The 23301-nt window shown below is 70.3% G+C and carries 19 protein-coding genes and 1 pseudogene; 11 read left to right on the forward strand and 9 right to left on the reverse strand.

The features are described from left to right. Window positions 1-368: 368 nt before the first annotated feature. The 3 genes and pseudogenes from fdh to nrfD all read left to right on the forward strand — a co-directional run bounded on the left by fdh (window position 369) and on the right by nrfD (window position 5521). Window positions 369-3609: pseudogene (fdh, locus tag AB0I94_RS13455) on the forward strand (formate dehydrogenase). Further along, window positions 3609-4541, forward strand: coding sequence for a 4Fe-4S dicluster domain-containing protein (locus AB0I94_RS13460; RefSeq protein WP_363309886.1), 933 nt, complete (start codon window positions 3609-3611; stop codon window positions 4539-4541). Before fdh ends, AB0I94_RS13460 begins: the two are co-directional and overlap by 1 nt. Then, the gene (gene nrfD / locus AB0I94_RS13465; RefSeq protein WP_363309668.1) at window positions 4538-5521 is read left to right on the forward strand and encodes an NrfD/PsrC family molybdoenzyme membrane anchor subunit; all 984 of its coding nucleotides are present in this window, start codon (window positions 4538-4540) and stop codon (window positions 5519-5521) included. Before AB0I94_RS13460 ends, nrfD begins: the two co-directional genes overlap by 4 nt. On the opposite strand, the gene AB0I94_RS13470 is transcribed toward nrfD, so the two are convergent. Continuing rightward, window positions 5492-5731, reverse strand: coding sequence for a DUF5133 domain-containing protein (locus tag AB0I94_RS13470; protein WP_363309669.1), 240 nt, complete (start codon window positions 5729-5731; stop codon window positions 5492-5494). The two genes, nrfD and AB0I94_RS13470, sit on opposite strands and share 30 nt — an antisense overlap. Window positions 5732-5821: 90 nt before the next feature. Then, window positions 5822-6751, reverse strand: coding sequence for a LysR family transcriptional regulator (locus AB0I94_RS13475; protein ID WP_363309670.1), 930 nt, complete (start codon window positions 6749-6751; stop codon window positions 5822-5824). Window positions 6752-6824: 73 nt separating this feature from the next. On the opposite strand from AB0I94_RS13475, the gene AB0I94_RS13480 reads away from it, so the two are divergent. Next, a complete protein-coding gene (locus AB0I94_RS13480; protein WP_363309671.1) occupies window positions 6825-7715 on the forward strand; it encodes an EamA family transporter in 891 nt (296 codons plus the stop codon). Window positions 7716-7791: 76 nt separating this feature from the next. On the opposite strand, the gene AB0I94_RS13485 is transcribed toward AB0I94_RS13480, so the two are convergent. Further along, on the reverse strand, window positions 7792-8670 hold the full coding sequence (locus AB0I94_RS13485; protein WP_363309672.1) for an RNA polymerase sigma factor SigF: 879 nt from the start codon (window positions 8668-8670) through the stop codon (window positions 7792-7794). Window positions 8671-8875: 205 nt separating this feature from the next. Here AB0I94_RS13485 and AB0I94_RS13490 point away from each other — a divergent pair, with 205 nt between their 5' ends. After that, the gene (locus AB0I94_RS13490; protein WP_363309673.1) at window positions 8876-10039 is read left to right on the forward strand and encodes a PP2C family protein-serine/threonine phosphatase; all 1164 of its coding nucleotides are present in this window, start codon (window positions 8876-8878) and stop codon (window positions 10037-10039) included. A gap of 38 nt (window positions 10040-10077) precedes the next feature. Here the strand turns inward: AB0I94_RS13490 and AB0I94_RS13495 are convergent, their stop codons facing one another. The 3 genes from AB0I94_RS13495 to AB0I94_RS13505 form a co-directional block, all read right to left on the reverse strand. Further along, entirely contained in the window at window positions 10078-10575 is a 498-nt protein-coding gene (locus AB0I94_RS13495; RefSeq protein WP_363309674.1) for a MarR family transcriptional regulator, read from the reverse strand. A gap of 278 nt (window positions 10576-10853) precedes the next feature. Further along, window positions 10854-12473 (reverse strand): VWA domain-containing protein, encoded by a 1620-nt coding sequence (locus tag AB0I94_RS13500; protein ID WP_363309675.1) that lies wholly within the window; start codon window positions 12471-12473, stop codon window positions 10854-10856. A 19-nt stretch (window positions 12474-12492) separates the two neighbouring features. Further along, on the reverse strand, window positions 12493-13695 hold the full coding sequence (locus AB0I94_RS13505) for an AAA family ATPase (protein ID WP_363309676.1): 1203 nt from the start codon (window positions 13693-13695) through the stop codon (window positions 12493-12495). Between the two features lie 191 nt (window positions 13696-13886). On the opposite strand from AB0I94_RS13505, the gene AB0I94_RS13510 reads away from it, so the two are divergent. Together AB0I94_RS13510 and AB0I94_RS13515 are read left to right on the forward strand one after the other, a co-directional pair. Beyond that, window positions 13887-16298, forward strand: coding sequence for a phosphoketolase family protein (locus AB0I94_RS13510; protein WP_363309677.1), 2412 nt, complete (start codon window positions 13887-13889; stop codon window positions 16296-16298). A gap of 77 nt (window positions 16299-16375) precedes the next feature. Next, window positions 16376-16993: a TOPRIM nucleotidyl transferase/hydrolase domain-containing protein gene (locus AB0I94_RS13515; RefSeq protein ID WP_363309678.1), complete on the forward strand. Its 618-nt coding sequence runs from the start codon at window positions 16376-16378 to the stop codon at window positions 16991-16993. A 20-nt stretch (window positions 16994-17013) separates the two neighbouring features. On the opposite strand, the gene AB0I94_RS13520 is transcribed toward AB0I94_RS13515, so the two are convergent. Continuing rightward, window positions 17014-17256 (reverse strand): DUF6411 family protein, encoded by a 243-nt coding sequence (locus AB0I94_RS13520; protein ID WP_363309679.1) that lies wholly within the window; start codon window positions 17254-17256, stop codon window positions 17014-17016. A 172-nt stretch (window positions 17257-17428) separates the two neighbouring features. Here AB0I94_RS13520 and AB0I94_RS13525 point away from each other — a divergent pair, with 172 nt between their 5' ends. Beyond that, window positions 17429-18652: a phospholipase D-like domain-containing protein gene (locus tag AB0I94_RS13525; protein WP_363309680.1), complete on the forward strand. Its 1224-nt coding sequence runs from the start codon at window positions 17429-17431 to the stop codon at window positions 18650-18652. 44 nt (window positions 18653-18696) lie between these two features. Here the strand turns inward: AB0I94_RS13525 and AB0I94_RS13530 are convergent, their stop codons facing one another. Then, complete coding sequence (locus tag AB0I94_RS13530; protein ID WP_363309681.1) at window positions 18697-19326, reverse strand: hypothetical protein; 630 nt, start codon at window positions 19324-19326, stop codon at window positions 18697-18699. Between the two features lie 90 nt (window positions 19327-19416). Next, window positions 19417-20478: a methyltransferase gene (locus AB0I94_RS13535; RefSeq protein WP_363309682.1), complete on the reverse strand. Its 1062-nt coding sequence runs from the start codon at window positions 20476-20478 to the stop codon at window positions 19417-19419. 187 nt (window positions 20479-20665) lie between these two features. Here AB0I94_RS13535 and AB0I94_RS13540 point away from each other — a divergent pair, with 187 nt between their 5' ends. The 3 genes from AB0I94_RS13540 to AB0I94_RS13550 all read left to right on the forward strand — a co-directional run bounded on the left by AB0I94_RS13540 (window position 20666) and on the right by AB0I94_RS13550 (window position 23243). Then, window positions 20666-21658, forward strand: a complete 993-nt coding sequence (locus tag AB0I94_RS13540) for a DJ-1/PfpI family protein (protein ID WP_363309684.1) — start codon at window positions 20666-20668, stop codon at window positions 21656-21658. Window positions 21659-21800: 142 nt separating this feature from the next. Beyond that, window positions 21801-22430 (forward strand): cysteine hydrolase family protein, encoded by a 630-nt coding sequence (locus AB0I94_RS13545; protein WP_363309685.1) that lies wholly within the window; start codon window positions 21801-21803, stop codon window positions 22428-22430. A 402-nt stretch (window positions 22431-22832) separates the two neighbouring features. Continuing rightward, window positions 22833-23243, forward strand: a complete 411-nt coding sequence (locus tag AB0I94_RS13550) for a VOC family protein (RefSeq protein ID WP_363309686.1) — start codon at window positions 22833-22835, stop codon at window positions 23241-23243. Window positions 23244-23301 lie beyond the last annotated feature (58 nt).

Consider the following 23301-nt stretch of genomic DNA (forward strand, 5'->3'; position numbering starts at 1 on the left):
AATCGCTCCTAAGCGGTGGGCGAACAGGTGACCGCGGAGGAACGGAATGGCCCGGAGCCGGACATCCGGCGGGAGTGGACATACCGCTCCCCGCGAATGCGCCTCCGGTCCGAAGCACGAACTCCGCCTGCCCCTGGACTCGGAGGGGAAACAAACAGCAGCTGAGGGGATGCGCGCGAAACCGTCGGCGAAGGCCCGCGGCACGGTGGTGGCGAGAGCGCGGGTCGATGTATCACCCGGCTGTCGCCGGGTACCTGGCCGCACGCACCGGCACGTCGCCCGGCTCGCCGCATCGGCCGGACTGGGCGAGCCTGGAGCAGGTGCCCGTCACCGGACGCGGGTGCCACGGACGCAGGGAAGGACGTGCCATGGGCGTGCGCAGGCGGATCAGCCGATGGCCTGCCTACCGGCAGTTGTCCGAGAAAGACCCGCTGGGCCGCGGGCGGGCCGCCATGTCCGGGCACACGGAGCACATCCGGCCGCGTACCGACACCGCTGACCGGGTCGTCTCCTCCGTGTGTCCGTACTGTGCGGTCGGCTGCGGACAGGAGGTCTACGTCAAGGACGAGCAGGTGGTCCAGATCGAGGGCGACCCGAACTCACCCGTCAGCCGCGGCAGGTTGTGCCCCAAGGGCTCGGCGACGCTGCAGCTCACCACCGGAGACGCCCGACGGCATCAAGTTCTACACCGCCGCCCGTACGCCACGGACTGGGAGCCGCTCGACCTCGACACGGCCATGGACATGGTGGCCGACCGGGTGATCGAGACACGGCGTGCCACCTGGGAGTGGGAGAACGAGCAAGGACTGCGTACCGCCCGGACCCTGGGAATCGCCAGCCTCGGGGGCGCGACCCTGGACAACGAGGAGAACTACCTCATCAAGAAGCTCCTCACGGGGCTCGGCGTGGTGCAGGTGGAGAACCAGGCCCGCGTCTGCCACAGCTCCACGGTCGCCGGTCTCGGCACCTCGTTCGGACGAGGCGGCGCGACCACTTTCATGCAGGACCTCCAGCACGCCGACTGCATCGTCATCCAGGGGTCCAACTTCGCCGAGGCGCACCCCGTGGGCTTCCAGTGGGTGATGGAGGCCAAGGCGCGCGGCGCCCGCATCATCCACGTCGATCCGCGCTACACCCGCACCAGCGCCCTCGCCGACCTGCACGTACCGATCAGAGCCGGCAGCGACATCGCCTTCCTCGGCGGGATCATCAACCATGTCCTCGCCGAGGAGAAGGACTTCCGGGAGTACGTCCTCGCCTATACCAACGCCGCCACGCTCGTCGGCGAGGACTTCCGCGACACCGAGGACCTCGACGGCGTCTTCTCCGGCCTCGACGAGGACGAGTACCACTACGACCAGAAGAGCTGGCAGTACGAGGGCGTCGCCGTGCAGGCGCCCGCCGGTGACGTCGACGAACAGTACGAGCAGCGCGTACGCGAGACCGGCGAGCCGGAGACGCACGGTTCCGGAGGAGCTCCGACGGGGGGCATGCCGCCCCGGGACGAGACCTTGACCCACCCGCGGTGCGTGTACCAGATCCTCAAGCGGCACTACGCGCGCTACACCCCGCAGATGGTCGAGGAGACCTGCGGAGTACCCCGCGAGACGTTCCTGCGGGTGTGTGACGCCCTGACCGCGAACTCGGGCCGCGAGCGGACCAGCGCCTTCGCCTACGCGGTCGGCTGGACCCAGCACTCGGTCGGCTCGCAGTACATCCGGGCCGCCTGCGTCCTGCAACTGCTCCTGGGCAACATCGGCCGGCCCGGAGGCGGCATCCAGGCACTGCGCGGGCACGCCTCCATCCAGGGCTCGAGCGACATCCCCACCCTGTTCAACCTGCTGCCCGGCTACCTGCCGATGCCGAACGCCCACGCGCACGAGACCTTCGACGCGTTCATCGAGGCCAGCCGCACCGACAAGGGCTTCTGGGCGAACATGCGCGCCTACTTCGTGAGCCTGCTGAAGTCCTACTACGGCGACGCGGCCACCGCCGAGAACGATTTCTGCTTCGACCGTCTGCCACGCCTGACGGGCTCGCACTCCACGTACGAGACGGTCATGGCGCAACTGGACGGCGTCTGCAAGGGCTATTTCCTGATGGGAGAGAACCCCGCGGTCGGCTCCGCCAACACCCGGTTGCAGCGTCTTGGCATGGCGAACCTGGAATGGCTCGTCGTACGCGACTTCTCGCTGATCGAGTCCGCCACCTGGTGGCAGGACGGCCCCGAGATCGAGACGGGCGAGATGCGCACCGAGGACATCGGCACCGAGGTGTTCTTCTTTCCCGCCGCCGCGCACACGGAGAAGTCCGGTTCGTTCACCAATACCAACCGCTGGGTGCAGTGGCACCACGCGGCCGTCGAGCCCCGCGGGGACGCGCGCAGCGACCTGTGGTTCACGTACCACCTGGGGCGGCGCATCAAGGCGAAACTGGCCGGGTCCAGCGACCCGATGGACCAGCCCGTGCACGACCTGACCTGGGACTATCCGGTGGAAGGCCCGCTGAAGGAGCCGGTGGCCGCCACGGTGCTCGCCGAGATCAACGGCCACGGCGCCGACGGCGCCCCGCTGTCGGCGTACACGGAGCTGAAGGACGACGGTTCGACACGGTGCGGCTGCTGGATCTACTGCGGGGTGTACGCGGACGGCATCAACCAAGCCGCCCGCCGCAAGCCCGGCACCGAGCAGGACTGGGTCGCCGCCGAGTGGGCCTGGGCGTGGCCCGCCAACCGCCGCATCCTCTACAACCGGGCATCGGCTGCCCCCGACGGCACACCGTGGAGCGACCGCAAGGCCTACGTCTGGTGGGACGAGGCCGACGGCAAGTGGAAGGGGCACGATGTCCCGGACTTCGTGCCGGACCGAGCCCCGGATCACGTACCGCCGAAGGGCGCGACCGGGCCCGACGCGCTGCGCGGCGACGACCCCTTCATCATGCAGGCCGACGGCAAGGGGTGGCTGTACGCGCCGGCGGGTCTGGAGGACGGCCCGCTGCCCACCCATTACGAGCCCCAGGACTCGCCGTTCCCCAACGCGCTGTACCCCTCCACCCCGCGCTCTCCGGTCCGCCAGGTGCTGCCGCGGGAGGGCAACCGCTACCACCCGAGCGCGGACGAGCCCGGCAGCGACGTCTTTCCGTACATCGTCACCACCCACCGAGCACTTCACGGCCGGCGGCATGAGCCGCTGGTCGCCCTACCTCTCCGAACTCCAGCCGGAGTTCTTCTGCGAGGTCTCGCCGCAGCTCGCCGCGGAGCGCGGACTCGAACACGCCGGGTGGGCCACCGTCATCACGGCGCGCAACGCGATCGAGGCCAGGGTCATGGTCACCACGCGGATCAAGCCCCTCACCGTGCACGGGCGCACGGTCCACCAGATCGGCCTGCCCTTCCACTGGGGCCCGAACGGCGTGGCGACCGGGGACGCGGCCAACGAACTGGTGGCCATCGCGCTGGACCCCAACGCCCACATCCAGGAGGACAAGGCACTCACGGCGGACATCAGGCCCGGGCGTCGCCCCCGCGGACCTGACCTGCCCGAGCTGGTCGCCGAGTACCGCAGGCGGGCAGGCATCACCGCGACCACGGGTACGGAGGCCAGGAAATGATGGAGCGCAACCTGCTGAGCGGTGTCGAACCCGACCCGGCGCGCGATGCCGGCCACCCGGAGCCGCCCCCGCGGGTCGGCTTCTTCACCGACACCTCCGTGTGCATCGGCTGCAAGGCCTGTGAGGTCGCGTGCAAGGAGTGGAACGCGCTCCCGGAGGACGGGCTCTCGCTGACCGGGATGAGCTACGACAACACCCAGGGCCTGGGCGCGTCCACCTGGCGCCACGTGGCCTTCATCGAACAGACGGCGCCCGCTCCCGAGGAGTCCGTGCCCGAGCCGCAGGGACGTACGCGGCTGCCCCTCGCGGACGGCACGCCATCGGCCGCGCCGCAAGACATCGGCGAGACCCGCTGGCTGATGTCGTCCGACGTGTGCAAACACTGCACGCACGCGGCGTGTCTGGACGTCTGCCCGACCGGCTCGCTCTTCCGCACGGAATTCGGAACGGTCGTCGTCCAGGACGACATCTGCAACGGCTGCGGCTACTGCGTGCCCGCCTGCCCCTACGGCGTCATCGAACAACGCCCCTCGGACGGCCGGGCGTTCAAGTGCACCATGTGTTACGACCGTCTCGGCGCCGGACAGGAGCCCGCCTGCGCCAAGGCATGCCCCACCGAGTCCATTCAGTTCGGGCCCCTTGACGAGCTGCGGGAGCGGGCCGCGCTGCGTGTCGACCAACTGCGCGAGGCGGGCGTGGACGGCGCCCACCTGTACGGGGACGACCCGGACGACGGAGTCGGCGGCGACGGCGCCTTCTTCCTGCTCCTCGACAGGCCCGAGGTGTACGGGCTGCCCCCTGACCCCGTGGTGACCACTCGCGACCTCCCCGCCATGTGGAAGCACGCGGGCGCGGCCGCCGCCTCCCTGCTCGGCGGCTTCGCCCTGTCCTTCGCCTTGCCCGCCCTCGCCCGTAGGAGGGGGAAGCGATGAGCGGCCGCCGGGGACGTCGGGGCGAACAACTCATGGTGCCGCAGGCCGAGTTCGCCTCGTACTACGGAAGGCCGGTCATCAAGGCGCCGTCCTGGTCCGCCCGGGACATCGCCGGGTACTTCTTCCTGGGCGGCCTGGCGGGCGGCGGCTCGGTGCTGGCGGCCGGGGCGCAGCTGACGGGGCGTGGTGGCACGGCCACCGCCATGAAGGTGTCATCGCTGGGGGCCGTGTCGCTGGCCGCAGCCGCCCTCATCCATGATCTCGGTGTGCCGAGCCGCTTCCCGAACATGCTGCGGGTGCTCAAGCCGACCTCGCCGATGAGCGTGGGGTCGTGGCTCCTTGCCGCCTACGGGCCCGCTGCCGGAGCGGCGGCTGCCTGCGCGACCACCGGACGCCTGCCCAGGATCGGCGCGGTCGCGACGGGCACGGCCGCCGTGCTCGGCCCGGCCGTCGCGTCCTACACCGCCGTGCTGGCCGCCGACACCGCCGTGCCCGCCTGGCACGGGGCGCACCGCGAACTGCCCTACGTCTTCACCGCGTCCGCCACGGCTGCCGCATCGGGCATGGCCCTCGTGACCGGCCCGCTGGGCGAGTCCGCTCCGGCCCGCTGTGCCGCTGTCCTGGCGGCCACGGCCGAGGCGGCGACGGTCAGGGCGGCCGAGGAGCGCCTTGGAATGGTCGCCGAGACCTACCGGCAGGGCCGTGCGGGGCAGTTGATGCGCTGCGCCCGATGGCTCACCGCGGCAGGTGCCGTGGGGGCGGTGGCGCTGGGAAGTCGCAGCCGTGCGGGAGCCGTCGCCAGCGGGGTGGCTCTGCTGGCCGGTTCCGCCTGCACGCGCTTCGGGATCTTCGCGGCAGGTGTCGCTTCGGCGCAGGACCCGAAGTACACGGTGGTCCCGCAGCGGCAGAGCAGGGGCGCCGCCCGCCGAGCGGGCGGCGCCGTGAGTACGTCACCCGAGGGCTTCGCCCGAGAGGAGTGAGTCGTCGGCGGGGCGGGCGCCGGGCAGTTGATGGCTGGCAGCCACGAGGGCGGCGTCGATGTCGCTGGTGCCGGTGGCCAGGCACAGGCTGTAGGCGACGTCTTCGTACTCCTGACGACTCTCGGCGCTTCCCTGGTCGGCGCGGAGCACGGCCAGGGCCTTGTAGCGCTCCACCAGGTCTTCCAGGACCACGGGGTGTGCCAGCAGCATGAGCATCCTCTCTCGGGTGCGGGGCGTCCATCGCTTTCGCCCGTGTGCCCGTGGGGGAGTAGAACAATCTGAGGCCAGGTGAGGCGAGGATCACTCCGGACCGGTCTCTGCCGACGCCCCGGTGTGAGCCGCGGCCGCCTCACCCAGAGCGTGCAGTCCGGCCGCCACCAGGGGGTGTGCGGCGCTGCCGCGCCGCACGGCGGTCAGGAACCGCCGCGCGGGAACGGACGCGCCCAGCAGCGGGACCCGGGTGACCGCGTGGCGGGGGAGCGGCACGATCCTCGGCATGAGACAGACGCCGAATCCGTCGGCGACGAGCGAGGAGACGGCGTACCACTCCTTCACCTGATGGGTGACGCGGGGAGTGAAACCGGCCGCCGTGCACGCCGCCGTCACCAGCGGATAGGTGTCGTTGTTCGCCTTCTTCACGATCCACGACTCTTCGGCGGCTTCCGCGAGTTCGACTCCTCCGGGCCGGGCGAGCCGATGCCCTTGAGGAACCAGCAGGTCCTGGCGGTCGGTCAGCAGCGGGGTCTGCTCGAACCGGGTGTCCGTGACGGGCGGCGCGTCGGGGCCCGGCAGCACGAGGGCCACGTCGGTCTCGTCGGCGAGCAGCATCCGGTAGCACTCGGCGCTCTCCTCCTCGACGATGAGCGATTCCACCAGCGGGTGCGTCCGCCGCAGCCGGGCGGCGGCCGGAGCGCCGAGCGCGGCCAGCGCCGAGGACACCCCGCACATCCGCAGCGTGCCCTGGGTGCCCGCACCCAGCTGGGCCAATTCCGCCTGAGCCACCTCCCATTGCGCCCGCAGCGCGTCGGCGTGCCGGAGCACGATGCGCGCGGCCGGTGTCAGGCGTACGCGACGACCCTCGGGGCGCAGCAGTTCCACCCCCAGGTCGCGGGCCAGCAACCGCATTTGCTGGGAGACAGCCGAGGGAGTCAGGTGCAGGGCCCCCGCGGTCGCGGTGACGGTGCCGTGCTCGGCGAGCGCCTGGAGGACGTGAAGCCGATGGTCGATCATGCAGGCAAGCCTAAACAATTATGTGCGCATTCCTTTGCTGGACGTGCACGTTCGTTCTGCAGAGGCTGGGTGCATGAGGGATTTTCCGGCTCCCGCGATGATGCTCGGCAGCGTGCTGAGCCTCCAGTTCGGGCAGGCGCTGGGCAAGCAACTCGCCGACGCCGTCGGCGCGCCCGGGGCCGTGGCCATGCGTCTGGGCCTGGCCGCAGTGGCCTTGCTGCTCCTCCACCGGCCCTCGCTGCCACGCGGCCGTACGGATGTGGCCCTGGTCCTCGGCCTCGGGACGGCGATCGCCGGGATGAACCTGATCTACCCCGCGCTGCTCCTGCTGCCCCTGGGCCTGGCCAGTGCCCTCCAGCTCCTCGGCCCGATCACCCTGGCCGTGCTGACCTCGCGCCGATGGCGCGACGCGGGCTGCGCCGTCCTCGCCGGATGCGGGGTGTGCCTCTTCCACGTCCCCCACGGCGCGGGCTTTCGGCTCGGCGGCGTGCTTCTCGCTCTGGCCGCCGGGGCCTCGATGGCCGCCTACCTTCTCCTGAGCCAGAAGGCGGGCGCCCGCAGCGCGGGAGGCGGTCCGCTGGCCCTGGCGGTGACGTGGGCGGCGGTGCTGACTCTCCCGCTGGGCGTGGCGGACCAGGGCGCCGAACTGCTCGCCCCGCGGATACTGCTCCTCGGGGCCGCGGTGGCCGTGCTGTCGGCCGTCATCCCGTACTCCCTGGAGCTGGCGGCCCTGCGGCGGTTGCCGGTCCGCACGGTGAGCGTCCTGACCAGCCTGGAGCCGGCGAGCGCGGGCCTGGCGGGGCTACTGGTCCTGGGCGAGGACCTGGGCGTCGTGCAGTGGCTGGCGCTGGGATGCGTGGGAGCGGCGAGCGCCGGGGTGGTGGCCCCACAGGCGGCGCCCGGAGGGGTGCGGCGTGGACGGGTTCGGCGTGGACGCAAGGCAAAGGCCTCGGGGCACCCTTAGCGCCCCGAGGCCCACAGTTGGCGTCCTGTCAGCAAAAAAGTGTTCGGAGGGAGAACGCGCCGGTCGGCGGTGGCCCTCAGGCCAGCATCCCCCTGCGGAGCTTGTTGAGGGTGCCCGTGAGGAGACGGGAGACGTGCATCTGGGAGACGCCGAGTTCGCTGCCGATCTGCGACTGGGTCATCTCCTGGCCGAAGCGCAGTTCGAGGATGCGGCGCTCCCGCTCGTCGAGTTCGTCCAGGAGCGGTGCCAGGGTATGGAGGTTCTCCACCGCTTCCATGGCCGGGTCCGGTTCTCCCATCACATCGGCCAGGGTGCGCGACGGCGTGGCCGCGCTCTCACCGCCGTCGGTGGGCGTCTCCAGGGAAGCGGCGGCGTAACCGTTCGACGCGACGAGGCCGTCGATGACCTCTTCCTCGGTGAGGGACAGGTATTCGGCGAGCTCCTTGACCGTCGGGTCGTGGTCAAGATGGGCGGAGAGCTCCTCCTTGGCCTTGGCGAGCTCCACCCGCAACTCCTGGAGCCTGCGCGGCACATGCACGGCCCACGTGGTGTCCCGGAAGAACCGCTTGATCTCACCGAGGATGTAAGGCACGGCAAAGGTGGCGAACTCGACCTCACGGCTGAGGTCGAACCGGTCGATCGCCTTGATGAGGCCGATGGTGCCGACCTGGATGATCTCTTCCATGTCGCCGTTGCCGCGATTGCGGAACCGGCGGGCCGCGAAGTGCACGAGCGTCAGGTTCATCTCGATAAGGGTGTTGCGTGCATATGCGTACTCGTGCGTGCCCTCTTCCAGGGTCTGCAGCCGGTCGAAGAACAGCTTCGACAGCGCTCGGGCGTCCTTCGGGGCAATCTTGTCCGTGTCCTCGATCCATGGCAGCGGACCCTCGAAAGCCGGCGCCGCGACAGACTCGGGCGCATCGGTCGCGGCGGTCTGTTCAGAGATCAGTGACATGTCTCTACCTCCCCTGGTCTACGAAGCTTCCTCGTAGCCCCTGCCCCGACTCAATCGAGGCATGTGCGTTGACCCAATTTTTCTTGCTGTGGGGAAATAGTTGTCTCCATGCATCGTACGATGTGAGAGCTTGCCCGGCTTCGGCCGGGCATCGGCCCAAACCTTCAGGCTCAGCCACCGAGTGGCTAAAGAGAAGCAGGATCACGTGGACAGATTCGCTGCCGTCGAGCGGGCACTGCGCAACGCGGCACCCGATTTGCTGCTCGATGTCGTGACGGGGGCGTTGCGGGAGGAGTACGGGGTCGAGAGGGTGGAACTGCGGCTCGCCGACTATGGCTTGACCGCCCTCCAGATGGTGGAGGAGGTGCCGTTCACCACGGAGGCGGTGTTCATCCATGACAGCCCGCAGGGCAGAGCCTTCGGCGCCCAGGAGCCCCGCGTCGAGTCGCGGAGCGCGGATGGCACGGCGACCGTCCATCTGCCGGTGACCGTCCGGGGAGACCGGATGGGCGTACTCTCCGTCACCATTCCCGCAGCGCGCTTCGAACTGGCGCACATGCCGGAGATGCAGCGCGTCTGTGAGGCGCTGGGCCACGAGATCCTCGTCGCCGAACGCGACACCGATCTGTACGTTCTCGCGCGCAGGGCCGTCCGTCTCACTCTCGCCGCCGAGATGCAGTGGCAGTTGCTGCCGGGCCGTTCGGTGTCGCGTCCGGAGTTCCAACTGGGCGCCCAACTGGAGCCCGCGTACGCGATCTACGGCGACAACTTCGACTGGTCGGTCTCGTCCAGTCACCTCACGCTCACCGTGACCAACGGAATGGGCGAGGGGATGGAGGCGGCGCTGCTCACCAACCTCGTGGTGAACGCCCTGCGCAACGCCCGCCGCGCGGGACTCGACCTTGCCGGCCAGGCGAGCCTCGCCGACCAGGCCGTGTACGCGCAGTACCGCGGCGAACTGCACGCCTCCGTCCTGCTGCTGCGCTTCGATCTCGCCACCGGTGAGGTGGAGGCCGTCGACGCCGGATCGCCTCGCATGTGGAGGTACCGAGGACGCACGGTCGAATCCGTCGACTTCGACGCGCAGTTGCCCCTGGGAATGTTCGAGGAGACGGTCTACGTCGCCGAGCGCCTGCGGCTGGAACCGGGCGACCGCATCCTGGTCAGCAGCGACGGGGTCTACGAGAGCGTCTCGAAGGCGGGGGAGCGGTACGGGGAGCGGGCGCTCGCGCGGTCCTTGTCGGCGCATCGCCTGCTGCCGGCGGCACAGGTTCCGCAGGCGGTGCTGCGTGATCTGGGGGAGTACCGGGGTGCGCTGCCTCTGGAGGACGACGCCCTCGTGGTCTGCCTCGACTGGTTCGGGCGGTAGCGAGGGAAGCGGCCGGCCTGCGCGCTCAGCGGTGTGGTCTAACCGACCGAGCGCCAGGTTCTGGCACCGTCGTTGTCCTGCCCGGACGCGGTCGCCACGTCGCGAAAGCCCTGCAGCCCTTCGAGCAGGGCGCGACGCGCTTTGGGCGGCATCGCGTCGATGGTGGCCATCAGTATGCTTTCGCGCCGCTTTCGCAGGTCGGCGAGGTAGGCCCGGCCGTGGCTGGTCAGCCGTAGCTCCAGCTCCCTCCGGCTGACCGGGCTGGGCGTACGTTCGATCAGTCCCGTGGCCTGTAGCCGGTCGCACAGGCGGCTCACCGACGGGGGCGCCGACCCCAGGGCCTCGGAGAGCATCCTCAGGTTGATGCCCTCCTCACGGTCCAGTGCGTACAGCACGCGCAACTGGGACGGGGAGACGGGGCCGGTCGGAACGGCCTCACGTCCCTGTTCCCACATGACCTCGAGCAGTTCGATGAACTCGGAACCCGCATGAGCCGCATCCCGGGACCTGTGACTGGGTTCGGGACTCAGACCCATATCGATGACACTCCGATCGGCGTTGTCTCACTTGTACATCTTGCCACCGGGACACGGTCCACACCCCGGAACCGGATAGGCGTACAAGGACACGCAGGTCGCGGAGGGTCTCTCTGGCGTTGGAGCACCGGATCGCAGCTCGGCGCGGGCGGTTGTGCGACGAAGCATAGTGGAAACCGGCCTGAGCTCGGGCTGGGGCCGGGTTCCCGGCCGTCCTCTGGGCGTCGACGCTCCAAGACACCGCCCGCACGTGATCGCGCCCGCACACGTGACACCGCTCAGATGACGCGGAAGAGGTCGGCGGCGGCGTGGACGTCGGTGAGGTCCTCGATGGAGCGGAGGTTGTCGCACAGGGCATCGAGGACCGAGCCGGCTTCGGCGGCGGGCGGGGCGCCTATGGCCACCCCGAAGACGCGGAACCCCAGCCGGTGCTTGGCGCCGTTCCAGCCGCGCATCCACTCCTCGGTGACGCCGCACTCGTCGTCCGTGAGCATCACGATGTCGCCGCGCGAACGGGCGGCGTCGTCGAATTCCTCCTCCAGTAGTTCGAGGGCCGCCGACAGCGGCCTCTGGTAGCTGGTGCCGCCGCCGAGGAAGGTCTCCGCGAAGTCGAGCACCCGGGCGATGTCGGCGCCCTCCTCGGCCGGGAAGCGGAAGACCTGGAGCTTGTCGGCGGCGGCGAACAGGATGCCGACGAAGTCACGCTTGGCATGGCGTGCCTGGTCGAGCAGCGCCAGGGCGCACCCCTTGGCCCACGCCTCCCGGGTGACTCCGCCGGGTCCCTCCACGTACATGGAGTGCGAGGTGTCCACGCACGCGATGACGGCGCCCTTGCCGGTGTCCTGCTCTCCCTGGCTGTCGTAGAGCATCAGTTCCCCGGCGGCATAGCGCGCGGCGAACACGGCACGCAGCCCCGGCAGGCCCAGGTTGGCCAGCTCGGAGGGGATCACACGGGAGAGGTCGTCGCCGAGCGTGACGCCGACCAGCTCACCGGTGGCGTTCTCCACCTTGCGGGCGCGCTCGCCGTCGGCCATCTGCCGGAAGCGGCCGATCAGGTCGGCCCACTGTGCGAGGCGGCTGGTGCCGAGCCGCTCGGCGAGCCGGGCCCGTTGCTCGAACGGCAGCCGCTCCAGCTCGCCGGAGCCGACACCCCAGGCCCGCATCAGCGCGGCCTCGTCCCGCACGGCCCGGGCAGCCGTGGCCGCCGCGCCCCGCGTGGTGCCACGGATACCGGGAGCCGCCGCCCCGAGAGCCTGCTCGGCGTGCCGGGAGGCCTGGCGCGCAGCCGCCTCGGCGGACTCGGCGGCCTCGATCGCCCGCTGCAGGGTGTCCGCGGCCGGGCCGGGCACGGTGCCGTCCTCGTCGGCTCCGTCGGCGGCCTGCCGGAGGGCCTCGGCCACGGCGGAGGCCGCGTCCTCGGTCTCCTGCTCGGCCTTGTCCGCGCGCTCGGCCTGTTCCTGGGCCTCGCGGGAGTGATCGAGGAGTCGGCGCAGTGCCGGGGCCTGGGCGAGTACGGCCATGGCGGCGGCGTAGGGATCTCCGGTCGTCTCCCGGTGCAGCTCGGTGAAGTCCACGGACTCCATGAGCGAGGCGATGACCTGGTGGTTGACCAGCCGGGACGGGGCCATCCGCGTGCGCTCGCGAAGATGCGGACCGGTCTTGTACGCCGCCAGGAACACGTCGGTCAGGAGGTCTGTGGCGTGATCGTGCCGCTCGTTCAGCTCCTCGGCGAGCTCGCGCAGCCCGGCGGACTGCGCGAAGGTGTCGCGCCACGCGATGTGCTCGAACCGGTCCGCGACCACGGCCGCGGTGTGCCGCTCGGGAGCGGCGGTCGACAGAGCGAGCCACCGCCCCGCCAGGCCCGCCAGCTCGTCGAGCCCGCTCGGTGTGCCCTTCATGCGTCCGTACCCCCGGTTGTCAGAACTGGGCCTGCACCATGCTCGCGTCCACGCCGAGTGCCTCGGTGAGAACGCGGGCGCGGACGGCGCGCTGACGGCCGGCGACGCGGTCGATGGTGGCGGTGGAGCGGCCCGCGCCCGCCGCCTGTGCGCGCAGCGCCTCCAGTCGCTTGCCCGCCATGGCGAGCTTGTTGTGGGCCTTCTTGATGACCCAGTCGCTCAGGGCCTCACGGGACTGCCCGGCCATGGCGTCGAGCTGGGTCTCTATCTCCTCGATGGCGTCGGCCAGGTCGAGCGCCTCCTTGGCGTCGGGGCTGACCAGTTGCAGCACCTCGCGCTCGACGGTCGGACGCTGGGCGGGGGAGTCCCACAGCACATGGGTCAGGATCGACAGGTCGCTCTCGGCCACCGCGGGGCGGTCGTCGAGATAGGCGGACGCCTGGAGCAGGCCCACCGCTTGGCGCCAGCGGCGGTCGGAGGCGATGAGTTCCTTGCGGCGCAGGGCGGCCCGCAGTGTGCACACCGCGTCCACGATCGCGTCGGGCACGTCCACGGACGGGACGGCTTCGGTCACGGCGTGCTGCAACGCGGACAGTTCGACCGAGGTCCGTGCCGGTGCCGCCGGGCGGCCGACGGCGGAGCGGACCAGCGCGGCGAAGTTCGATGGGTCCGCGAGGTATCCGACCTCGATCCGCACGAGGAGCCGGTCGTAGATCGCGGCGGAGTCCTCTCCGGTGGGCAGTTCGTTGCTCGCCGTGATGGCTCCGATCAGCGGGCAGCGGATCGGTTCGCCGCCGCTCTCCGGGTGGTAGATCCGCTCGTTGAGGAAGCCCAGCGTCTCGTTCAGGGCCGCGGTGGAGCACTTGAAGATCTCGTCGATGAACGCGACGTGCGCGGTCGTGGCGCGGCCCTCGTAGACCTGGCGGTACTCGCCCCGGGCCAGGGCGGCGACGTCCACCGGACCGAACATCCGAGTGGGCGCGGTGAACTTCGACAGGAGGATCTCCCAGTACGACGCGCCGTCGACCCTGCCGGTGAGTTCACGGGCCATCTCGGACTTCGCCGTGCCGGGCGGGCCGAGCACCAGGGAGTGCTGTCCGGCGAGCAGCGTCACCACCAGCGTGCGCACCACGTCGGCCCGCTCGTAGAAACGGTCCGACAGCTCGTCACTGATCGCCCGCAGCCTCTTGGCCGTGTCCTGTGCGTCGGGTGGTGAACCCACATTGAGCTCCTCGTCTGTACGGCGCCGGGCTCGTTCCGCGGTACGGCCCTTCGTCCGAGCAAGATAGCCGTGTACATCTCTCCCAGCGGGAACCCGGTGGCGCGGAACATGCGTCCGGCCGACTCCGGGAGGCGTGAGGTGCGGCGCGCCGTTACGTTGAGCCTGGCCGGTCATGATCGGAAGGAGCACCCATGGGCGACCCCGCGATGAACCCGGCCTCACCCGCCGAACCACCCACTGACGCCGAACTGCGGGCGCTGGAACGGTACTGGAGGGCGGCGAACTACCTCTCGGTGGGGCAGATCTACCTGATGGACAACGCCCTGCTGCGGCGCCCCTTGGCGGTCGAGGACATCAAGCCGCGTCTCCTCGGCCACTTCGGCACCTCGCCCGGACTCAACCTCGTGCACGTTCACCTCAACCGGGTCATCAAGGCGCGGAACCTGGACACCGTCTGCATCTGGGGCCCCGGCCACGGGGGGCCCGCCGTGCTGGCCAACTCATGGCTGGACGGCACGTACACCGAGACGTACCCCGACGTCACCCGCGACGAGGAGGGGATGACCCGGCTCTTCCGCCAGTTCTCGTTCCCCGGCGGAGTGCCGAGCCATGTCGCCCCCGAGACGCCCGGCTCCATCCACGAGGGCGGCGAGCTCGGCTACTCCCTCTCGCACGCCTACGGAGCCGCGTTCGACAACCCCGACCTGCTGTCGGTGTGCGTCATCGGCGACGGGGAGTCCGAGACCGGACCGCTGGCCGCCTCCTGGCACTCCAACACCTTCCTGGACCCCGTGCACGACGGCGCGGTGCTTCCCATCCTGCACCTGAACGGCTACAAGATCGCCAACCCGACGATCCCGGCCCGGCTGCCCGCTGACCAGCTCGACGACCTGATGCGCGGATACGGCTACGAACCCGTGTACGTCACCGGCGACGACCCCATGACGGTCCACCGGGACCTCGCCGTCGCCCTCGACCGCTGCCTCGACCGCATCGCGGCGATCCAGCGCGAGGCCAGGGCCGACGGAGACGCCGAGCGCGCCAGGACCGTCCCCGCGGCCCGCTGGCCCATGATCGTGCTCCGCACCCCGAAGGGCTGGACCGGCCCCAAGACGGTGGACGGCAAACCGGTGGAGGGCACGTGGCGCGCACACCAGGTGCCGCTGTCCAACGTCAGGGAGAGCGCCGAGCACCGCCGCCAGCTGGAGGAATGGCTGCGCTCCTATCGCCCCGACGAACTGTTCGACGCGCAGGGACGCCCGGCGGCCGGGCTCGTCGACATCGCCCCGCGGGGCACACTGCGCCTGGGAGCCAATCCGCACGCCAACGGCGGGCTGCTTCTGCGCTCGCTGCCGCTGAAGCCGCTCGAGGAGTTCGCGGTCGACGTGGACAAGCCGGGCGCCACCCTGAACGAGCCGACGCGGGTGCTCGGCGGGTACCTCCGGCAGGTGATGGCCGACACCGCCGAGCGGCGCGACTTCCGGCTCGTCGGACCGGACGAGACGGCCTCCAACCGACTCGACGAGGTCTACGGGGCCTCCGGAAAGGCCTGGCAGGAAGAGATCCACGACGTGGACGAACACCTCACCCGACACGGCCGGGTGATGGAGATCCTCTCGGAGCACACGTGCCAAGGGTGGCTGGAGGGTTACCTGCTGACGGGGCGTCACGGCCTGTTCTCCTGCTACGAGGCGTTCGTGCACATCGTCGACTCGATGGTCAACCAGCACATCAAGTGGCTGCGCACCACCCGCCAGTTGCCCTGGCGTGCCCCGATCGCCTCGCTGAACTACCTGCTGACGTCCCACGTCTGGCGCCAGGACCACAACGGCTTCTCGCACCAGGACCCCGGCTTCATCGGGCACGTCCTCAACAAGAGCCCGGAGGCGGTACGGGTCTACCTGCCCCCGGACACCAACACGCTGCTGTCCACCGCCGAGCACTGTCTCGCCTCACGCGACTACGTGAACGTGATCGTGGCGGGCAAGCAGCCCGGCTTCGACTGGCTGAGCCTGGACGAGGCGCGGGCCCACTGCGCGCGGGGTGCCGGCGTGTGGACGTGGGCCGGCACGGAATCCCCCGAGCGTGAGCCGGATGTCGTGCTTGCCTGCGCCGGGGACGTGCCCACTCTGGAGGTGCTCGCTGCCGCGAGCCTGCTGCGCGGCCACCTTCCGGAGCTCGCGGTGCGCGTGGTCAACGTGGTGGACATCGCGCGGCTCATGCCGGAGGGCGAGCATCCGCACGGCATGCCGGACGCGGAGTTCGACGCGCTGTTCACCCGCGACAAGCCGGTGATCTTCGGCTTCCACGGCTACCCGTGGCTGGTGCACCGCCTTGCGTACCGACGCGCGGTCCACCCGCACCTGCATGTCCGCGGATACAAGGAACGTGGCACCACCACCACGCCCTTCGACATGGTCGTCGCCAACGACCTGGACCGCTTCCGCCTGGTGATGGACGTCATCGACCGGGTGCCCGGCCTCGGCGTCCGTGCGATCGAGGTACGCCAGCGGATGAAGGACGCGCGGCTGCGGCATCACGCCTACGTGCGTGCGCACGGCGTGGACCTGCCGGAGGTGCGGGACTGGTCCTGGCAGGACTGACTGAGTACGCCCGGCATGGCGAGCGAGACCGTCGAATATCGCGTGCCGCGGCGACGGGGAAGGTGCAGACTCACCGCATGGCGGACATGGGGGCGTTCCGGGATGCGGTCACCGACTGGGCGGCCGGCGGGCCCGGCGAGGCGGCGAGTGCATTGGTCGTGCCGGTCGGGGTGCGGACGGCGGTGCTGCTGGAAGGGCCGAGTGACCGCGAGGCCGTCGAGGCGCTGGCCGCGCGGCGGGGCCGTGACCTGGCGGCCGAGGGAGTGTGCGTCGTGTCGATGGGCGGGGCGATGAGCATCAGCCGCTACACCGAACTCCTCGGGCCGCCCGGTCTCGGCCTGCGGCTGGCGGGCCTGTGTGACGTGGGCGAGCAGCGCTTCTACGACCGCGGTCTCGAGCGGGCCCGGGCGCCGCGCCGGGACTTCTTCGTCTGTGTGTCGGACCTGGAGGACGAACTCATCCGCGCCCTGGGCACGGAAAGGGTCGAGGAGATCATCCGGGACGAGGGCGACCTGCGGGCCTGGCAGACCTTTCTGCATCAGCCGGCCCAGCAAGGCCGGCCCAGGCAGCAGCAGTTGAGGCGTTTCCTCGGCACGAAGAAGGGACGCAAGATCCGCTACGGACGTCTCCTCGTCGAGGCACTCGACCCCGAACTGGCACCAGCCCCGCTGGACGACCTCCTCGCGAGCTTGTGAGCAGGCTCAGAAGAGCAGGCTCAGAACGGCATGCGGCCTCGGGTGCGCCGACCGGCCGAGCCGCTGCGGCCCACGGCCTTGGAACTGCTGCGGAACGGCTTGCTGAGGAGTCGTCCCAGGGACCCGGGGGCCTTGCTGCCGGCGCGTGAGCCGGCTCCCAGGGTGCGTTGGGTTCCGCGTTCGGGGTGCCGGGAAAGGCGGGGCACGAAGAACGCGAGGACGGCCAGAACGATACAGACTGCGACTATGCCGACAATGATCACGAAAGGCTCCCTGCCTAGAGGCGTTCCTGCCGTATGCCCGGCCGGGCCAGTCGTATGCGCGGGTCCCGATCGCCCCGACGTCACGACCGGTACAGTCGGCTCGCCGCTCAGCCCGTGCCGGACCGGGCGCCGCGGCCCGATGACTCCCGTCGCGTACCGGCCAGGTGACACCATGACCAGCACGCAGGACCCGCTCGAGCTGACTCCGCGGACGCGCGCCGGGGCGGGCGCGCCGTCCGTCGAGGAGCGTGTCACGCGGATACGACGGCGCCTGGAGCGGCTGATAGGCATCGCGGCGACCGAGGGAAACGCGCTCACGCCCCTGCGCAACGGGGATGAGATCTTCGCGGCCATGCTCGCCGGAATCCGCCGTGCCGAGCACACCGTGGACATGATGACGTTCGTGTACTGGAAGGGTGACATCGCCCACCAGTTCGCCGAGGCGCTCGCGGAGCGGGCCCGCGCCGGTGTGCGGGTGCGGTTGCTCCTCGACGGGTTCGGCAGCCGGCTGATCGAGGGCGAGCAGCTCGACGCGATGGACCGGGCGGGGGTGCAGGTGGCGTGGTTCCGCAAGCCGCTGTATCTCTCCCCGCTCAAGCAGAACCACCGATGCCACCGCAAGGTTCTGGTCGTGGACGAGGAGACCGCGTTCACGGGCGGGGTGGGCATCGCGCAGGAGTGGTGCGGCGACGCGCGCAACGAACACGAGTGGCGCGACACCCATGTCGAGGTCCGCGGGCCCGCGGTGGACGGCATCGCGGCGGCGTTCGCACAGAACTGGGCGGAGAGCCACGACGAACTCTTCGACGGACGTGACCGGTTCATCGAGCAGCGCCCGCAGGGCGACGCCATCGTGCAGGTGGTGCGCGGCTCGGCCAGCCTCGGCTGGCAGGACATGCAGACCCTGATCCGGGTGATGCTGGAGTCGGCCGAGGACCGCTTCCGGCTGTCCACCGCGTACTTCTCCCCGGACGCGTACTTCATCGAGCTGCTGTGCGACACCGCGCGGCGCGGGGTCGAGGTGGAGATCCTGCTGCCGGGCCCGCACACCGACAAGAGGGTCAGCCACCTCGCTGGCCAGCACTACTACGAGGACCTCACCGCGTGCGGAGTGAAGATCCTCCAGTACCAGCCGACGATGATGCACGCCAAGATCATCACTGTCGACTCGGTCGCCTCGCTCATCGGCTCGACGAACTTCAACCGCCGCTCCCTCGATCACGACGAGGAAGTCATGCTCGCGGTCCTGGACCCGGAGTTCACCGCGAGCCTGGACGAGCACTTCGACGACGACGTGACGGTCAGCGAACTGATCCGGCCCGGCCGCTGGAAGAGACGCTCAGCACTGCAACGCGCCCGCGAACTGTCCGTACGGCCGATCCGCCGCTTCCTGTGACGAGCCCGGCCGGGGACGCCGGGCTCGCCTCTCGCCGAACCGACTCATCCGGTGATGGAGCCGGTGTATTCCGGGAAGTCCAGGTCGGCTGCCTCGCTGCTGCGCTGGACCGTGACAATGATTTTCTTGCCGTACTTCGTCTCCAGCACGTTGTCGTTGGTCTTTGTCACGGACACCCCTGGGGCCAGGCGCCCTTCGAGCGGTTCGGCTCCCTTCTCGAACGCGGTCTGTGCCGCTTCGCCGCCCTTCGTGGCGCCCTCGACGATGAGGGACAGATCGTCGAGGGCGACAGCGGACTTGCCGGAGTTCGTCAGCTTCAGTCGCACCCGGAAGTCGGTGTTGCCGGGCTCGGCGGACTCCATCAACTCGGCGTCGTGCTCCGTGAACACCTTCGCCCCGGTGACGGACACCTTCAGACCGTCGGGCCACGTGTAGGACTCGCCGAACTTCAGGCCCGCCGACTTCTCCTCGGCTCCGTCGGCGCCGGTGTCGGCGCCCTCGTCGGAGCAGTGCTTCGTCCAGTCGGCCTGACTGATGTCCTCATCGGCGCAGTCGACCTTCTTTGCGGCCGAGCCCTTCGAGCCGTTGGCCGACTTCCCGTCGGCGCTGTCACCGGCGTCGCCGCCATCGCTGCCGCCGCAGGCGGTCAGCGCGGCCAGAAGTATGGCGGCCACAGCCGCAGTAGCGCGAACGCGCATATGTCCCCCAAGGTTGACCAGGCGGAACACGGTAGATCGTTTGCGCTTGAATCGTGCAGGAAGTGATCAGCTCGTGATGCGTGCCGCCGTCGCCTCGATGAGGCAGAACGGCTCCGCCCCCGTCAGCGGGGTCACCTCGACGAGGGCCAGATCCGCCCTGCGGCACAGGTCCTCGAAGTCGGGACGCGTGCGTTCCCTGCCGCCCACGTTCACCATCATGTTGAGGTCGGTGAGGTACGTGAGTCCGTCGGTCCCGGTGTCGACGACCTCGGGCAGCACCGGCTCCACGATCAGTACGCGCCCCCCGGGCGGCAGCACCGCGCGGCAGTGGCGCAGGATCGCGACCGCCTGCTCGTCCGACCAGTCGTGCAGGATGCTCTTCATCAGGTAGACGTCGGCGCCCTCGGGAACCGAGCGGAAGAAGTCTCCGGCCACCAAGGAGCATCGCTGCGTCAGCCCTTGGCGTTCCAGCGTCGCCGGAGCCTGGGCCAGGCCCTCCTCCGTGTCGTAGACGACGCCAGTCAGAGCCGGGTGCTCGCGGAGCACCGCGCTCAGCAAGGTGCCGTCTCCGCCGCCGACATCGGTCACGGTGGTGAAGCGGCCGAAGTCGTAGGCGCGCGGCAGGACGGCGGCGGTTGCCCTGACGGCCTGGCTCATGGCGGCGTTGAACTCCGCGGACAGATCGGGGAATTCCTTGAGATGGCTGAAGAAGTCCTTCCCGAAGATCGCGTCGAACGCGACGTCACCGGTCCGGACACTGTCGTCCAGGTGCTCCCACGCACGCAGCATCGTCGGCTCGGTGAACATCCGTACGAGCGAGGTGAGCGAGCCCGGCCGCCCGGGGTCCAGCGTGGCGCCCGCGGGGGTCACCGAGAAGGAGCCCGCCGCGTGTTCGCGCAGCAGACCGAGGCCGGCCAGGGCGCGCAACAGCCTGTTCATGGGCTGGGGGCGCGCTCCGGCATCGGCGGCCACTTCGGCCGCCGACCGCTCCTTGTCGCCGATCAGCTCCACCACCCGCAACCGGACGGCCGCGCGAACGGTCTGCGCGGCCAGGCTTCCGAACACGAGCTGTGCGACCAGAACACGGACGTCCTCGGTGTCGCTCGTCGTGGTGTCGTCGTACGCCATCGTTGCTTCCCTTCGGTCGATGCCACCTCGGCCCTGCGTCCTCGATCCTGCCGATGCCCGGGAGTGGCCGTCTTGGACGAATGTTCCCGTCGGCGCAGCCGGGCGCCGAGCCGTCCGGCGGGCGCATGTCCGGATGTGACAGAGAACCGTCATTGCGGCCACCGGCCCGGGTGGTGAGGATGGGCTCATGCCCACTCCGCACCGTGTCGTCATCGCGGTCTTCCCCGACGTCGACCTCCTCGACGTCACCGGCCCGGCCGAGGTCTTCGCGCTGGCCGACCGGGAGACCGCGGGCCGAGCCGGCTACCAGGTCCGCCTGGCCGGGCCGGTCGCCGGTGAGGTCCGTACGTCGGCGGGTGTGCGGCTGATGGCGGACCTCGGCTTCGACGAGGTCCGCGGGCAGGTGGACACCCTGCTGGTGCCCGGCGCGGTCGACATGACCGACAAAGGCCCGATCGCCCGCATCGACGCGGACGTCGTGGAGTGGGTGAAGGCGACCGCTCCGCAGGCCCGCCGGGTGGCTTCGGTGTGCGTGGGCGCGCACGTGCTGGCCGCGGCGGGGCTCCTCGACGGGAAGACGGCGACCACCCACTGGTCGACCGCCGCCCAGCTCGCCGCCGAGCACCCGGCCGTCGACGTCGACCCGGACCCCATCTTCGTGCGCACCGACCGGGGCCGGTTGTGGACCGGGGCCGGGATCAGCGCCTGCCTGGATCTCGCCCTGGCGCTCGTGGCCGAGGACCAGGGCGAGGACGTGGCCCTGGCGGTGGCCCGGCAGCTGGTCATGTACCTCAAGCGCCAGGGCGGTCAGAGCCAGTTCTCCGTACCGCTCAGCCGCCCCGCTTCCGCCCGCCGTGACATCGACGAACTGCGGCTGTGGATCGCCGAGCACCTCGACGACGACCTGTCGGCGGCGGCACTGGCGGCCCGGATGTGTCTGAGCGAACGGCACTTCGCCCGGGTGTTCAAACAGGAGACGGGCACCAGTCCGGCCGACTACGTGGAAGCCGCGCGCGTGGAGGTGGCGCGCCGCCTCCTGGAGACCACCGACAGTCCGCTCGACCGGGTCGCGACCGCTGCCGGGCTCGGCTCCGTGGAGACGCTGCACCGGGCGTTCAACCGACAGCTCGCCACTACCCCGGCGGCCTATCGCCGCCGCTTCCGCGTCCAGACCGCCTGACCCCCCTCACCCACTCCTCGATCTTGCGGGCGAGCCCCGCGGTTTCGCCCTGCCACATGCCTCCGGACTCCCTGTCTCCAGGCTCCGTGCCTCAATGCCGCATGCCGTCATTCACCACGAAACACGAAAGGCGCCTCACCTCATGAGTACGCACACGAACCAGCCCTCCACGACCCTGCGCGACGTGATCGGCCTGGGCAACCAGCCGCCCCGGCTGAACGAATCCGCGCTGATCATGATCGATTTCCAGAACACCTACCGCACCGGCGTCATGGCCCTGCACGGCGCCGATGAGGCCCTCGCGGCAGGGGCCCGCCTCCTTGAGCGCGCCCGTGCCGCGGGCACCCCGGTCATCCACATCCTCAACGACGGCGGCGAAGGCACCCCGTACGACATCCGCGCCCACATCGGGGCCATCAGCGACGAGGTCGCCCCGGTGGAGGGCGAGGCGGTCGTGGTCAAGCAGTTCCCCAACTCCTTCCACGCCACCGAGCTGGAGAAGACGCTGACCGATCTGGGCATGGCCCCGGGCAGCGGCAAGGATCTGGTCCTGGCCGGCTTCATGACCCACATGTGCGTCAACTACACGGCCCAGGGCGCCTTCAACCTCGGCTACCGCCCCACCGTCGTCGCCGAAGCCACCGCCACACGCGCACTCACCGCCCCGGACGGCACCGTCCTGCCGGCCGCCGCGCTCCAGAGTGCGGCCCTGACCACCATCACCGACCTGTTCGGCACCGTCGTGCCCGACGTCGAGGCGCTCCCTGCCTGAGTGACTGGCCCGAGGGCGACCTGAGGGGCGCGGTTTGCCACACGTGGTCCGCATCGTGTCGTAAGACACGTCATGAGCACGCGTCGTCCTGGGTAGGGGCTGCGTGATCGCCTGGGCTCGAGCCCGGGAAGCAATACCGGAACCACGGAGGTATCCATGTCCTCGAAGCGACGTCGCAAGAAGAAGGCCCGCCGCAAGAACGGCGCGAACCACGGCAGCCGCCCCCAGTCCTGACGACGGGCGCGGTATTCGGGGGCGGCACCATCGGGTGCCGCCCCCGAAGCATGATCCGACCAGTCCAGTCCGGACGAGTCCAGTCCTGACCGAGCCGGGACCAGACCGGCCCTGACCGGTCAGGAATCGAGAAGCGCCGTCTCCCGAGCCGCGCCTAGCGTGCCTTCCATGGACGTCACCATTCACGCGAGCTTCCTGCCGCACAGCGACCCGGACGCCTCCCTGGCCTTCTACCGTGACTGCCTCGGCTTCGAGGTCCGCCACGACGTCGGGTACGACGGGATGCGCTGGATCACCGTCGGCCCCGCGGACCAGCCCGGCACCTCCCTCGTCCTGCAGCCCCCGGCCGCCGATCCCGGCGTCACCGAAGCCGAGCGCCGCACGATCGACGAAATGATGGCCAAGGGAACCTACGCCGGCATCATCCTGGCCACCGCCGACCTGGACGGAACCTTCGCGCGGTTGCGGGCCGAGGGCGCCGAGATCGTCCAGAATCCGACCGAGCAGCCCTACGGCGTACGCGACTGCGCCGTCCGCGACCCCGCGGGCAACCTGCTCCGCATCGAGGAGCTGCGCTGAGGCGGACGGCCCCGCGTCCGCGTCCCCTGAGCCGACATCCCCGAGCGGCCGAGCGGCC

The sequence above is a fragment of the Streptomyces sp. NPDC050147 genome (assembly GCF_040660195.1).
In the GTDB taxonomy this organism is placed as follows: domain Bacteria; phylum Actinomycetota; class Actinomycetes; order Streptomycetales; family Streptomycetaceae; genus Streptomyces.

Bases quoted from the DNA above. Each gene is read 5' to 3' on its own strand.
- AB0I94_RS13460 (WP_363309886.1), top strand. From the start codon at position 3,609: ATGGAGCGCAACCTGCTGAGCGGTGTCGAACCCGACCCGGCGCGCGAT.
- nrfD (WP_363309668.1), top strand. From the start codon at position 4,538: ATGAGCGGCCGCCGGGGACGTCGGGGCGAACAACTCATGGTGCCGCAG.
- AB0I94_RS13470 (WP_363309669.1), bottom strand. From the start codon at position 5,731: ATGCTGCTGGCACACCCCGTGGTCCTGGAAGACCTGGTGGAGCGCTAC.
- AB0I94_RS13475 (WP_363309670.1), bottom strand. From the start codon at position 6,751: ATGATCGACCATCGGCTTCACGTCCTCCAGGCGCTCGCCGAGCACGGC.
- AB0I94_RS13480 (WP_363309671.1), top strand. From the start codon at position 6,825: ATGAGGGATTTTCCGGCTCCCGCGATGATGCTCGGCAGCGTGCTGAGC.
- AB0I94_RS13485 (WP_363309672.1), bottom strand. From the start codon at position 8,670: ATGTCACTGATCTCTGAACAGACCGCCGCGACCGATGCGCCCGAGTCT.
- AB0I94_RS13495 (WP_363309674.1), bottom strand. From the start codon at position 10,575: ATGGGTCTGAGTCCCGAACCCAGTCACAGGTCCCGGGATGCGGCTCAT.
- AB0I94_RS13500 (WP_363309675.1), bottom strand. From the start codon at position 12,473: ATGAAGGGCACACCGAGCGGGCTCGACGAGCTGGCGGGCCTGGCGGGG.
- AB0I94_RS13510 (WP_363309677.1), top strand. From the start codon at position 13,887: ATGGGCGACCCCGCGATGAACCCGGCCTCACCCGCCGAACCACCCACT.
- AB0I94_RS13515 (WP_363309678.1), top strand. From the start codon at position 16,376: ATGGCGGACATGGGGGCGTTCCGGGATGCGGTCACCGACTGGGCGGCC.
- AB0I94_RS13525 (WP_363309680.1), top strand. From the start codon at position 17,429: ATGACCAGCACGCAGGACCCGCTCGAGCTGACTCCGCGGACGCGCGCC.
- AB0I94_RS13535 (WP_363309682.1), bottom strand. From the start codon at position 20,478: ATGGCGTACGACGACACCACGACGAGCGACACCGAGGACGTCCGTGTT.
- AB0I94_RS13540 (WP_363309684.1), top strand. From the start codon at position 20,666: ATGCCCACTCCGCACCGTGTCGTCATCGCGGTCTTCCCCGACGTCGAC.
- AB0I94_RS13545 (WP_363309685.1), top strand. From the start codon at position 21,801: ATGAGTACGCACACGAACCAGCCCTCCACGACCCTGCGCGACGTGATC.
- AB0I94_RS13550 (WP_363309686.1), top strand. From the start codon at position 22,833: ATGGACGTCACCATTCACGCGAGCTTCCTGCCGCACAGCGACCCGGAC.